Source organism: Alteromonas sp. WD8-37 (assembly GCF_055326825.1).
Genome location: NZ_JBUZOV010000003.1, coordinates 347,919 through 359,626, shown reverse-complemented (window position 1 = coordinate 359,626; position 11,708 = coordinate 347,919). Strand labels below are relative to the sequence as shown.

The following is an 11,708-nucleotide window of genomic DNA, read 5'->3' as shown; positions in this document are numbered from 1 at the left end:
AATGGTGGCGGGCGATTCAAGCACAATGCTGGTTTCTGAACAGATTTTCTATATACTTTGCTCTCATTTTTGGTCTGTAAGGGTAGAAGTCATGGATCAGCTCATCGAATTTGCGAGCAACAATATTATTTTAGCCGGTGTCTGGGTGGCACTGGTGGTAGTGCTTATTTACAGTTTCATCAGCGGGTTCACCTCGCCGGTCAAGGAAGTGGGCACCCATGAGCTGACCCAACTGGTAAATAAAAAAGATGCTGTTATTCTGGATACCCGCTCGGCCAAAGAATTCAAAGCCGGGCACATTCTGGGCGCACGCCAGATTAAGCCTGAAGAGCTTAAACAGCGGGATTTTAAAAAGCTTGAAAACCAAAAGGACAAACCCATTATTGTGGTATGTGCCATGGGCTCAAGCGGCCGCGCCATTGCCGGCGCCATGGCTAAAGCGGGCTTTAGCGAAGTGAAGGTTTTAAAAGGCGGCATGAATGCCTGGCAAAATGCCAGCCTGCCGCTGGCAAAGTAAGAGACGTTATGAATAAAGTAGAGATTTATACCAAGGGGTACTGTCCGTTTTGTCACCGTGCCAAGGCACTGTTGGATGAAAAAGGCGTGGCGTACACCGAATTTGCCATTGATGTACAGCCGGAATTGCGTGATGAAATGATTGCGCGGGCCAATGGCGGTTACACAGTGCCGCAGATTTTCATCGGCGACACCCATGTCGGTGGTTGCGACGACATGTTCGCACTGGAAGCACAAGACAAATTAAATACATTGCTGGCCTAAGGCTGGCCTGGGCGCTGACCTCAGCGCTGAGTAGAACAACAACGTAGGAACTCTCATGGCAGAAGAAAATCAAGCAAACGGCGCTGCGCAGCAAGAACAGGGCGCACAATTTAATATTCAGCGCATTTACACCAAAGACATCTCGTTTGAATCGCCGAATGCACCGACCATTTTTACCAAAGAATGGAAGCCGGAAATCAAACTGGACCTGGATACCAAAACCGCCAAGATTGACGAGACTGTGTTTGAGGTAACGTTGTCAGTTACAGTCACCGCCACCATGGGCGAAGAAACCGCCTTTTTGTGTGAAGTGCAGCAAGCCGGTATTTTTGCCATCGGTGAGATGCCTGAAGCGAATCGCGCGCACACCCTGGGTGCCTTCTGCCCGTCTGTGTTGTTCCCGTATGCCCGTGAAACCATCTCCAACCTGGTTAACCGCGGTACCTTCCCGCCACTGAACCTGGCGCCGGTAAACTTTGAAGCGATCTTTGCTGCCTACATGCAAAAGCGTGCGCAGCAAGAGCAGCAAAGCCAACAAAATCTGGATGCGTAAGCACAGCAATGGCAGCGACTAACGCAATCACAGTCCTGGGGGCGGGGTCGTACGGCACCGCCCTTGCTTTTTGTCTGGCCCGCAATCATAACGCCACCTATCTTTGGGGGCGGGATGCCGCGCATTGCCAGGAATTGCAAAGCCAGCGGGAAAATGCGCGCTATTTACCCGGCGCCCGGTTTCCTGATGCGCTGGTTATCGAGCCGGATTTAGCCCAGGCTGTGGCGGCCAGCCGCGACATCTTGGTGGTGGTACCCAGTCATGCATTTAAAGCTATGCTGGAAGCACTCAAACCGTTGCTTACCGATGAGCATCGCATCATCTGGGCGACCAAAGGACTGGAGCCAGGCAGTGGTCGTCTGCTGCGAGATGTCGCGCTGGATGTGCTGGGTGATCAATATCCGCTAGCCGTATTGTCGGGCCCGACCTTTGCCAAAGAAATGGTAGCCGGTTTACCCACCGCCATTTCCTTATCGTCGACCTGTCAGGCGCTGATTGAAGATTTTGCCCACAAGTTGCATTGCAGCAAGTCGTTTCGGGTCTACACTAACCCGGATTTTATCGGCGTCCAGCTGGGTGGCGCGGTTAAAAATGTGATTGCCATCGGGGCCGGCCTGGCTGATGGCCTGGGCTTTGGCGCCAATGCACGCACCGCGCTTATCACCCGCGGTCTGGCCGAACTGACTCGCTTGGGGGTGACCTTAGGCGCGCAGCCGGAAACCTTTATGGGCATGGCTGGCTTAGGCGATTTGGTACTAACCTGTACCGACAACCAGTCGCGCAACCGGCGCTTTGGTCTGGCCCTGGGTCAGGGCAAGTCAGTGGAGCAGGCGATGCAGGAAATTGGGCAGGTGGTAGAAGGCTTTCGTAATACTGAGGAAGTGCATACACTGGCCAGCCGGATGCAGGTAGAGATGCCGATTTGCGAGCAAATCTACGCGGTGCTGTATCAGGGTAAAGCGCCCAAAGAAGCTGCGGTCAGCCTGCTGGCCCGGGATTTAAAAGCCGAGCACTAGCCTTATTGCAGCAGAATAAAAAAACGGGCCGATGGCCCGTTTTTTTATTTGTGTGCGGTTAGCCCTGGCTTTGATGCACCGGCGCGCGGGCTCGCCAGCCACACCATAGTGCCAGCCCGGCAAGCGCCAGATTGACCGGCCAGGCTGCGCTACTGAAACTATTGCCCCCATGAACCAGCACGTAGGCCAGCAGCAGCACTAGCAAACAGCCTGTACAGATCAGCAGCCAGCGCCGGGCGTCTAGCCACGGTAGCCCCAGCCCCATCAACACCGCCAAACCCAGCAGGCTCCAAAACAGTACGGCTAACGGCCAGGCCGTGACCAGTGAGGCCAATGCGCTTAAGGCAAGGGCAGCCACACTGCCCCACACCAACGCTGCCCATAAGCGCACTAATCGGGCCGGCTTGCCCTGTTTTTGCAGCCAGATGTCCATGCCCGACACACACAGCGCTGTAAGCATCACGCCAAGCACAAAATACAGCAGCTTGACCGGCACCCCGGCAAAATCACCAAAATGCATCCGGTACAGCGAATACACCAGTTGTTTGCCCCAGTGCCCGTCAGTATAGCCACCGGTGCCGATAAACTCTCCGGCGCTGGTGAAGCGGTAATTTTCCGAATAAATCATCTTATCCGGTACCTGGGCGTACAGCTCAATAAACTGCTGCGGGGTGCCCACATCGTGCACTGTGACAAAAATCGGCGAATGGCCGGTACTCATCTGCTCAAAGGCACGCAGTGCAGTGCCGATCTCTGGCATTTGAAGCGACTGCTCCAGCTGAGGCTCGGGCGTAAACACCTTATCCATCACCGCCTGGCGATCACCACCATAATCTAAATACGCCACCAGGGTCAGCACTACCCCGGCCAGGCCAAAATAGGTACCGGTGATGCCAATCACCAGATGAAAGGGCGAGGCCCAGATCCCAAAGCGATTATGCAAATCAATGCGCCCTTTCTGGCCATCGCCGCCGCGGCGTAATTTGAACGCATCACGCAACAACCGTTTGTGGGCAAAAAAGCCACTGACCACCAGAGCACAGATCGCAGCGCCCAGGGCGCTGACCACAATGAGCCCCCAGGTGCTGGGCAGGTGCAGATAGTAATGCAAATCCAGGATCATCTTCGAGAAGGGAAACGCTTCCTGCTGCAGCAGGTTGCCCTGCTGGTCGGCAAAAAACGCGCTATGGTCATTTTCCACCACCAGCCGCGGAATACCCGAGGTGGGCAGGACCACATGATAATGCTCAGTCTGGGCCGGGTTTTGTTCAATAAAGGTGGATAGCGCTTTATCCGCCGCCTCGGCCGTGACAGTGTTAAACTCAGGCACACCAGGCTGCTCCCAGCGCTCAAGTTCCTGATTAAACACCACCAGCGTGCCCGATAAACACAGCAGATATAAAAAAACGCCTAAAAAGACCCCTAACCAGTTATGTGCCCGCAACGCAGGCGTGCGCGATAATAAACTCATGCTTACAGTACCAGAGTGAGGCCACACAGCAGGCTCACCAGCAACTGGCCGCCCAGTGGTTTAAGCCGTGCGGTGCGACCCAAATAATGATAAATCATGGCAGCCCACAGAATGGGTTGGATCACCACCACCAGCGCCAGTTGGCCGGTTTCGGCCATGGGTAACCCCTGCACCAGTGCCAGCGTGATGATCACACTGAATAACAATTGCAGCACTAATACGGTCAGGCCGGTGGCGGTATGCAGGAGGATGCGTGGCAGCCGAAAATCCTGCGCTTTGGCTGTAACTGTTTTTACGACAAACGGCGAGCGGGTGTGCTCGCGAAAAATTGGCAGCCAGATAAATAGAGCCGGCAAAAATAAGGCGTAGGTCAGGCCTTTTTCCCACCCGGTGGTGACGCTAAAAACCAGCGCCGATAGGACCAGTAGCAGCAGTGCAGTGACCCAGCCCAGAGCACGTCCTTGTCGCCAGCTTAGATACACACCTGCTACTGCGCTTGCGCACAGTAGCAGAGCCAGGATGATGGTCACCCGCTTTCTCCTTTACTTAAAACTGGTAGCTTAACGAGGCGGTAATGTTGCGCTCCACACCCGGGAAACAATCGCCGCGGGTCAGACACGAGGTCAGATAGGTTTTATCGGTCAGGTTACGCACATTCAACCGAGCGGTGAGATTGTTGGTCACCACCTGCTCCAGCATCAGATCCACTAGGGTGTAGTCGGGGGTCTCATAGCGCAACACACCATTTTCTGCTACCGACTGGCCGACATAGCGGGCTCCGGCGCCCATGCGAAAGCCCTCAACCTCCTGGGGTTGCCAGGTGACCCACAAAGACGCATTGCTGTCGGGCTGGGCAGACAGTTCAAAGCCGTTGGGATCTTCTGCATCCAGCACCGCAGCGTTCAGTTCCGCGGTCACCTCACCCAAGACCACACGGCTTTCCAGTTCGATTCCGGTCAGCGACGTTTTACCCTGCTGCTGCGCCGCATCATCGGGTAATGCATTGGGGTTAGGCAGGTTAGACACTTCGATATCAAACCAGGCCAGTGTGATAAAGCCCGGTACGCTATCAAAGGCATATTTTATCCCGGCTTCGTACTGACGACCTTCTTCAGGCTGCAACTGGTTTCCATTGTTGTCCAGGCCCACCACCGCTTCAAATGACTCGGCATAGCTGACATACGGCGACAGACCATTATCAAAGCGGTACAGCACACCAGCCGAATAGGAGGTTTGCGAATCATCCTGCTCAACCGTGCCATTGCTGTTTTCCACCTTATCGTGACGTAAACCCACCGTCACCCGCCAATTATCAATGGAAATCTGTTCAGACAGATACAACCCCACATCTTTGACATTTTGCTCTAGCTGGTCGACATACAGCGCATCAAACACACTCTGGTCGGGCGCCCCGGTGTACTGCGGGTTAGCCAAATCCAGCGCAAACGAAAAATCACCGTCTAACAAACCGCCGCCATAAAAAGACGCAAAATTCGAATCCGTGTCGACATTTTGGTACTGCACCCCGGCTAACAGATTGTGCGTAAGCGCACCGGTTTTCAGCGCTTTGCCCAGGCGGATATCGATAGCGTGCTGATCAAAGGTGTTGTCGGCCTGATAAAAGGTCCGCGGCACAGTGGTGTTGGTGGCCACCTCGGCGCCGGCGATATTATTAAGATAACGCGACACCCCGTCACCTAAAAACGACGGCCAGGCCTGATGATAATCGGCCTCGCCCTCGCGCCATAACGCGGTGAAGGTCAACTCGGTGGTATCGTCAAAGCGGTGCTCCCCTAACAGGGTGACCTGGTTGGACTGGGTATCAAAACGGTTAAAGCCCGGCTCACCGGCATACACATTTTGGTCGGGCAAAAAGCTACCATCGGCCAGCGGCTCTAAGGTGCCTTCCACCGGGACAAACTGCGCGCCGGTGTCGCTGCCGGTGTCCTGAAATAAGCCGATTAGCGTGAGCTTGGTATCTTTGGACGGGGCTAAGCTCACTGAGGGCATCAGCACCTTGGTATTGTCATCCACAGACTCTACCTGGGTATCAGACTCGCGCCAGATCCCTACTACCCGGCCGAGCCAGCGTTCATCTTCGGTCAGGGCTGCATTGAAATCCACATTGACCTGTTTGCGGTCAAAGCTGCCATATTGCAGCATGATTTCATTGCCAGCGCTCATATTGGGGGTTTTGGATACCGCATTGACCAGCCCGCCGGGAGAGCCCTGGCCGTATAACACCGAGGCCGGGCCTTTAAGTAATTCCACCTGCTCCAGCGTGTAAATTTCGGCGCGGGTCGAGTTGTAGTTGCCAAATAATTCCTGAATCGAATCCCGGTAGCGCGGCACCCGCAACCCGCGGCTGCTGATGCTGTCCACCCGCGTAGCAAAACCGTAGGATTCGCCGGTTACCCCGGCCATGTAGGTAACCGACTGAGCCAGGTTAAAGGCCCCTTTGTCTTCTAAGTCCGCCGCGGTTTCTATCGATACCGAACGCGCCAGCTCTACGATGGGAATGCTGGTTTTGGTAGCACCAAAGGCACTGCGCACGCCGGTCACCTCAATTTTTTCCAGCTCCGCGCCGTCCGGTGCCTGGGCCTCGGCGACTTGTTCAGCAGTAACAGAAAATGAAGTGGCAGCCAGCACGCCTAACGCGATTAACGACAGATTTTTCATAGCAAAATGCGGTTCTTATGTGAGTGAGTGTGGCGTCACTCTAGCCTGCCCACTAACAATTGTAAATAGCAATAGTTCTCATTTGCATAAAGATTTGTGTTTACCGGGCGTTAGAATAACCCTGCTGTCGCCAGCTTTCATACACAAACACCGCCACCGCATTAGACAGGTTCATGCTGCGGCTGCCCGGCAACATGGGAATACGCACCCGCTGTTCCGGGGGCAACGAAAAAATAAAGTCTTCCGGCAAGCCGCGGGTTTCCGGGCCAAAGATCAGCGCATCGCCGGGCTGATAGGACACATCGGAATGAAATGACTGGCCCTTGGTGGTACAGGCAAAAATACGCTTAGGCTGTCTACTCTCCATATAGGCTTGCAGGCTGGCATGGCGTTGTACCTGGGCGAATTCGTGATAATCCAGACCAGCCCGACGCACTCGCTTGTCGTCCCAGGCAAAACCCAGTGGCTCGATCAGATGCAGGGCAAAGCCACTGTTTGCACATAAACGAATAATGTTGCCGGTATTGGGTGGAATTTCGGGTTGGTATAACACCACATCAAGCATGGGCTTAGCCTCTGGTTTAAAAAACCCGGCAAGCATAGAGGGAATGTTCGCGCCAGACAAGTCATCGCCGCTCACTGCACGGTGGGTCAGGTGTCGGCGCTTAAAAATGCCCAGGCTTGTTGCATCACCGGCTGGCGAAAACGGTCGGCTTCAATCAGCAATTCATGGGCCGCGCCGTCAATGGTGACCTGCTCACAGGCTGGCATCTTTGCCGCCACCCGAGCCTGGGCGCGATTATCCACCACCTTGTCGTCACCGGCGCTGAACAACAATACAGGCTGGCTAAGCTGGCTTGCGTGCTGCTCGATATGCTGCATCGCCTGGCGCGCCGCGCCCAGCCACTGCGGCGTGACCCCACCCAGCTGTATTTCCGGTTGTCGGGCATACAGCTGGCGAAAAAGCTGATAGCGCACTTCGCTATGGGTGAGTTTATTGTCGGTAAAGGGCACTTCCTGATAACCACGCTGACCAAAAAAATAGTCCACCGGCTGGCCGCGGCGACGGTTGACCCAGCTACCTGCCCACACCAGCAGGTTGGCCAGGGCGGCTGGCAGTGCCGGACGAATGCCAAACATGGGCGCGCACAATACTGCGCGGGTAAAAGCATCAGGGGCAGTCAACATGGCCAGAGTGCCAATGGCGCCGCCCATAGAATGACACAGTAGTTGGACGGGTAAGCGACACAATGGCGGGATGATGTGCTGACGAAAATACAACAGGTCGCTGACATAATCATCAAAACGCGCCACATAGCCATGCTGCGGGTTGTCTGACATGCGTCCGGACAGGCCCTGGCCCCGATGATCCAAAATAAACACCGCTGCGCCCTGCTGATACAAATCAAACATCACTTCTTTGTATTTGAGTAACGACTCGATCCGCCCGGAGCTGATGAGTACAGCCTGGGTGGGTTGCTGCGGGATCGCCCAGGCATAATGCACCGTGACCCCATGGGCACCACGAAACTGCGCCTGAGTTACCGCATCCTGCCAAAAAGGCTCAATGCGGCTGACCATGGCCTGCGCCAGATCAGCCTCGTTGATAAGTGTGATGGACATGACCCTCCCAGTGTTCAGCGCCAGCGCTATTTAGCCATAGTGCGGCTGCTCGGGTTGAAAATCCGGGCTTAAAAACAGCGGTGAGGTGACCATCAAGTCGGCGGTGGCACTGCTACAGGCCACCGGCACATTCCACACCGAGCACAACCGCAGCAAAGCTTTGACATCAGGATCATGAGGCGCTGGGTTAAGCGGATCCCAGAAAAAAAACAGCGCATCCAATTCGCCCTGGGCAATGCGCGCGCCTATTTGCTGATCGCCGCCCAATGGGCCGCTTTTCAATCGCTCCACGGTCAGGCCGGTTTCTTCAATGATGCGCTGCCCGGTGGTGCCGGTGGCAATGATTGAGCATTGCTGCATGACCGAAAGATGTTTGTTGATCCACGCCAGTAAGGCGGCCTTTTTGTGATCATGTGCCACCAGGGCAATACGTTTTTGCGTCATTTTTATGTATGTCTGCCTGCGAAAACCTGGCCACAGGTATACGCACAGCCCCGCCAGATTGCAACTGCTTTTGCCTGCGGCGGTGGCAGTTCCGACCAGGCAAAATAATTATATAGTTTTATTGCATAATTATTCTATCACGGTAAGATGACCCTAACGCTTAACTGCAGCCTATTATCAGGACACCGATTGTTATGCCCCAGATTACGCCCGGCGCGGCGCTACGCGCCACTTTGACACACTGCCCTCCCGCAGCTGGCTACATCACATCCGTCATACGACGACTTTTTCGCCTATCCTAAGGTGTGTGCCGTAGCGCACTTTTTACCTTTGCTGGTGGTAATGCGCTTCAACAGCATTCAGCAAAGGTAAAAAGTGATTTTTTTGCTTCTCAATAAAGCCGACTATTTATGCTAAATGTTTCAATTTTAGGGGCCAGTGGTTACAGCGGCGCCCAGCTGGTGAATTTGATTCATCATCATCCGAAGATGGCGTTAAAACGCACCCTGGTCTCGGCCAACAGTGCTGATGCTGGCTGTTCGCTGGCGGATTTACACGGCGCACTGGCCCATTTGCAACAGTACGAACTCGAGCCACTCAGCGACAGCCTGCTGGAAACCCTGGCCAACACCATGGATGTGATTTTTCTGGCCACCCCGCATCAGGCCAGCCACAAATGGGTGGAGCCATTAAGTGCTGCCGGCGCGAAGGTGATTGATTTATCCGGTGCCTTCAGGCTGCCCGACCAGGCGGTATTTGCTGCCCACTATGGCTTTGCCCACACGGCCGATACCGGTTTGGCCAAAGCCGTCTACGGGCTGGCCGAATGGCATGCCGATGCTATCCGCCAGGCCCAGATTGTGGCCGCGCCAGGCTGCTACCCCACCGCCGCATTGACCGCCTTAAAACCGCTGGCCGCAGCCGGTCTGTTGGATGCGTCCACCCGGCCGGTGATCAACGCGGTATCCGGGGTCACCGGTGCCGGGCGCAAAGCCGCTCTGGGCAGCAGCTTCAGTGAGGTCAGCCTGCAGGCGTATGGGGTGCTTAACCATCGTCACACCCCAGAAATAGAAACCTATCTGGGCACACCGGTGATCTTCACCCCGCATCTGGGCAATTTTAAACGCGGCATTGTGGCCACCAGCACGGTTAAACTGGCCGCCGGAGTCACCGCAGCGCAGGTAGCGGCCGCCTATGAAGCCGCCTATGCCCAGCAGCCTCTGGTGCGCCTACGCAGCCAGTTCCCCAAGGCTGATGATGTGGCCCACACCCCATTTGTGGATGTCCACTGGCAGGTCGATGCCCACAGCGGCTATGCGGTGATTGGCAGTGCGCTGGATAATTTGCTCAAAGGCGCGGCAGGTCAGGCGGTGCAATGCGCCAACCTGATGCACCAGTGGCCGGGTGAGCTGGGGTTATTGCCATGAGCCAGTTACCTCCGGTGGTCATCAAAATCGGCGGCGCGGTGCTCGAGCACCCGGCCACCCTCAAGCAGTTATTCAGTCAGCTGACTGCGTTACGTCAGCAGCGCCAGGTAGTACTGGTACACGGCGGCGGTCGCATGGTCGACACCTTATTAGCCCAGGCTGGCAAATCCAGCCAGTGGCATGACGGGTTGCGCGTGACCCCGGATGATCAGATGCCGCTGGTCACCGCAGCACTGGCCGGTGCGGCCAACAAACAATTGTGCAGCCAGGCGCTGCAGGCCGGCCACATCGCGGTGGGCATTTCATTACTGGATGGCAACCTGGTGCCGTGCAGTCCGCGCCAGCCCGAACTGGGCGCGGTGGGCAGCCCGCAACAAGGCGATCCCACCTTGCTACAGCAGCTGTTTGATGCGCACTTTTTGCCGATTATCAGCTCCATCGGCTGTGATGCCAGCGGGCGGCTGCTCAATGTCAATGCGGATCAGGCAGCCACGGCCATTGCCGGGCTGTTGGGCGCCGACTTATTGCTGCTCTCCAATGTCCCCGGAGTATTGGATGCCCAGGGCCAGCTGTTGGGCAACCTGACCCTGGCCGATTTGCAGGCCCTGCAAGTCCAACAGGTAGTGCGCGATGGCATGAAAGTTAAAACCGATGCGGCGCTAAGCGCTGCCACCACCCTGGGCCGGCCGGTGACCATCGCCAGCTGGGAAGATCCGCTAACCGAGATTGTGGCGCATACCTGCGGCACCCGAATTTATCCGATGCCCACACCGGCAGGAGACCCTTTATGAAACAAGATTTACTGACCTTTGCCGACTGGACCCCGGCCGGTGCGCAGCAACTGCTGGAGCTGGCCCAGACTATCAAGCAAAGTCCGCATCGCTATGCCAGCGTGCTGGCCGGCAAATCCATCGTGGCCTTGTTTGAAAAGCCCTCCCTGCGCACCCGGGTCAGCTTTGAAATTGGCGTGCACAAACTGGGGGGACAACTGGTTTATCTGGACAGCCAGGCCGGTAAGCTGGCCGGCCGCGAGGATGCTCAGGACACCGCCGCCAATCTGGCTTGCTGGGCTGATGCCATCGTCGCTCGGGTGTATCAGCACCAAACCCTGGAGCAATTTGCCCAGGCTTCCAAAGTGCCGGTGGTCAATGCCCTGTGTGATACCTATCACCCGTGCCAGGCACTGGCCGATTATCTGACCCTGTATGAAACCTATGGCCGCGTGCAAGGGCTGACCCTGGCGTATCTGGGCGATGGCAATAATGTGACCCATTCGTTGTTGCTTGTGGGTGCCTTACTGGGCTGCCATCAACGCGTAATCACCCCGGCCGGCCACGAGCCCGACCCGGCGATCATGGCCAAAGCCAGCCAAATCGGCCAACAGACCGGCGCGACCATCAGTTACAGCCATTCGCCCAGCGATGCCCGCGGCGCCGATGTGCTGTACACCGACACCTGGCTGTCCATGGGCGATGACACCCCGTTGGCCGACATTCAGGCGACCTTTATGCCGTATCAGGTCAATGCTGACCTGCTTGAACACACCCAGGCGCGTTATGTGATGCATTGCCAGCCGGCTCACCGCGACTTAGAAATCAGCAGCGCGGTGATGGACGGGCCGGCGTCGTTACTGCTGGCACAGGCAGAAAACCGGATGCACGCACAAAATGCCATTTTGACCCATTTACTGGGCCACTAAGAGGACACCTATTATT

The 11,708-nt window shown here is 56.0% G+C and carries 13 protein-coding genes; 7 read left to right on the top strand and 6 right to left on the bottom strand.

Translation table 11 applies throughout. The features are described from left to right. Nucleotides 1–91: 91 nt before the first annotated feature. Genes ACTUJZ_RS10605 through gpsA form a run of 4 tightly spaced genes read left to right on the top strand, consistent with a single transcriptional unit; the run spans nucleotide 92 to nucleotide 2,349 of the window. A complete protein-coding gene (locus ACTUJZ_RS10605) occupies nucleotides 92–517 on the top strand; it encodes a rhodanese-like domain-containing protein (RefSeq protein WP_463636280.1) in 426 nt (141 codons plus the stop codon). 8 nt (nucleotides 518–525) lie between these two features. Beyond that, nucleotides 526–780, top strand: a complete 255-nt coding sequence (gene grxC, locus ACTUJZ_RS10600; RefSeq protein ID WP_463636279.1) for a glutaredoxin 3 — start codon at nucleotides 526–528, stop codon at nucleotides 778–780. A gap of 55 nt (nucleotides 781–835) precedes the next feature. Further along, nucleotides 836–1,333, top strand: coding sequence for a protein-export chaperone SecB (secB, locus tag ACTUJZ_RS10595; protein ID WP_463636278.1), 498 nt, complete (start codon nucleotides 836–838; stop codon nucleotides 1,331–1,333). A gap of 8 nt (nucleotides 1,334–1,341) precedes the next feature. Continuing rightward, nucleotides 1,342–2,349 carry an NAD(P)H-dependent glycerol-3-phosphate dehydrogenase gene (gene gpsA, locus ACTUJZ_RS10590; RefSeq protein WP_463636277.1) on the top strand — a complete coding sequence of 336 codons (1,008 nt, stop codon included), beginning with the start codon at nucleotides 1,342–1,344 and terminating at the stop codon, nucleotides 2,347–2,349. 58 nt (nucleotides 2,350–2,407) lie between these two features. Here the strand turns inward: gpsA and ACTUJZ_RS10585 are convergent, their stop codons facing one another. From ACTUJZ_RS10585 to ACTUJZ_RS10560, 6 genes are all read right to left on the bottom strand, one after another. Continuing rightward, nucleotides 2,408–3,820 carry a PepSY-associated TM helix domain-containing protein gene (locus ACTUJZ_RS10585; protein WP_463636276.1) on the bottom strand — a complete coding sequence of 471 codons (1,413 nt, stop codon included), beginning with the start codon at nucleotides 3,818–3,820 and terminating at the stop codon, nucleotides 2,408–2,410. A 2-nt stretch (nucleotides 3,821–3,822) separates the two neighbouring features. Beyond that, nucleotides 3,823–4,350: a hypothetical protein gene (locus ACTUJZ_RS10580; RefSeq protein ID WP_463636275.1), complete on the bottom strand. Its 528-nt coding sequence runs from the start codon at nucleotides 4,348–4,350 to the stop codon at nucleotides 3,823–3,825. Nucleotides 4,351–4,366: 16 nt separating this feature from the next. After that, a complete protein-coding gene (locus tag ACTUJZ_RS10575) occupies nucleotides 4,367–6,499 on the bottom strand; it encodes a TonB-dependent siderophore receptor (protein WP_463636274.1) in 2,133 nt (710 codons plus the stop codon). A 100-nt stretch (nucleotides 6,500–6,599) separates the two neighbouring features. After that, nucleotides 6,600–7,064 (bottom strand): tRNA (uridine(34)/cytosine(34)/5-carboxymethylaminomethyluridine(34)-2'-O)-methyltransferase TrmL, encoded by a 465-nt coding sequence (gene trmL, locus ACTUJZ_RS10570; protein WP_463636273.1) that lies wholly within the window; start codon nucleotides 7,062–7,064, stop codon nucleotides 6,600–6,602. An 86-nt stretch (nucleotides 7,065–7,150) separates the two neighbouring features. Further along, nucleotides 7,151–8,122: an alpha/beta fold hydrolase gene (locus ACTUJZ_RS10565; protein WP_463636272.1), complete on the bottom strand. Its 972-nt coding sequence runs from the start codon at nucleotides 8,120–8,122 to the stop codon at nucleotides 7,151–7,153. 30 nt (nucleotides 8,123–8,152) lie between these two features. After that, a complete protein-coding gene (locus ACTUJZ_RS10560; protein ID WP_463636271.1) occupies nucleotides 8,153–8,566 on the bottom strand; it encodes a methylglyoxal synthase in 414 nt (137 codons plus the stop codon). A gap of 410 nt (nucleotides 8,567–8,976) precedes the next feature. On the opposite strand from ACTUJZ_RS10560, the gene argC reads away from it, so the two are divergent. The 3 genes from argC to ACTUJZ_RS10545 are packed head-to-tail and all read left to right on the top strand — an operon-like array spanning nucleotide 8,977 to nucleotide 11,692. After that, on the top strand, nucleotides 8,977–9,993 hold the full coding sequence (argC, locus tag ACTUJZ_RS10555; RefSeq protein ID WP_463636270.1) for an N-acetyl-gamma-glutamyl-phosphate reductase: 1,017 nt from the start codon (nucleotides 8,977–8,979) through the stop codon (nucleotides 9,991–9,993). Next, entirely contained in the window at nucleotides 9,990–10,784 is a 795-nt protein-coding gene (gene argB / locus ACTUJZ_RS10550) for an acetylglutamate kinase (protein WP_463636269.1), read from the top strand. The genes argC and argB overlap by 4 nt, the downstream gene beginning before the upstream one ends. Next, complete coding sequence (locus ACTUJZ_RS10545) at nucleotides 10,781–11,692, top strand: ornithine carbamoyltransferase (protein WP_463636268.1); 912 nt, start codon at nucleotides 10,781–10,783, stop codon at nucleotides 11,690–11,692. Before argB ends, ACTUJZ_RS10545 begins: the two co-directional genes overlap by 4 nt. Nucleotides 11,693–11,708: the final 16 nt, after the last annotated feature.

Excerpts from the sequence above, each read along its gene's own strand:
- ACTUJZ_RS10585 (WP_463636276.1), bottom strand. The coding sequence starts at position 3,820 with ATGAGTTTATTATCGCGCACGCCTGCGTTGCGGGCACATAACTGGTTA.
- secB (WP_463636278.1), top strand. The coding sequence starts at position 836 with ATGGCAGAAGAAAATCAAGCAAACGGCGCTGCGCAGCAAGAACAGGGC.
- ACTUJZ_RS10545 (WP_463636268.1), top strand. The coding sequence starts at position 10,781 with ATGAAACAAGATTTACTGACCTTTGCCGACTGGACCCCGGCCGGTGCG.
- ACTUJZ_RS10560 (WP_463636271.1), bottom strand. The coding sequence starts at position 8,566 with ATGACGCAAAAACGTATTGCCCTGGTGGCACATGATCACAAAAAGGCC.
- ACTUJZ_RS10565 (WP_463636272.1), bottom strand. The coding sequence starts at position 8,122 with ATGTCCATCACACTTATCAACGAGGCTGATCTGGCGCAGGCCATGGTC.
- argB (WP_463636269.1), top strand. The coding sequence starts at position 9,990 with ATGAGCCAGTTACCTCCGGTGGTCATCAAAATCGGCGGCGCGGTGCTC.
- trmL (WP_463636273.1), bottom strand. The coding sequence starts at position 7,064 with ATGCTTGATGTGGTGTTATACCAACCCGAAATTCCACCCAATACCGGC.
- grxC (WP_463636279.1), top strand. The coding sequence starts at position 526 with ATGAATAAAGTAGAGATTTATACCAAGGGGTACTGTCCGTTTTGTCAC.
- ACTUJZ_RS10575 (WP_463636274.1), bottom strand. The coding sequence starts at position 6,499 with ATGAAAAATCTGTCGTTAATCGCGTTAGGCGTGCTGGCTGCCACTTCA.
- argC (WP_463636270.1), top strand. The coding sequence starts at position 8,977 with ATGCTAAATGTTTCAATTTTAGGGGCCAGTGGTTACAGCGGCGCCCAG.
- ACTUJZ_RS10605 (WP_463636280.1), top strand. The coding sequence starts at position 92 with ATGGATCAGCTCATCGAATTTGCGAGCAACAATATTATTTTAGCCGGT.
- gpsA (WP_463636277.1), top strand. The coding sequence starts at position 1,342 with ATGGCAGCGACTAACGCAATCACAGTCCTGGGGGCGGGGTCGTACGGC.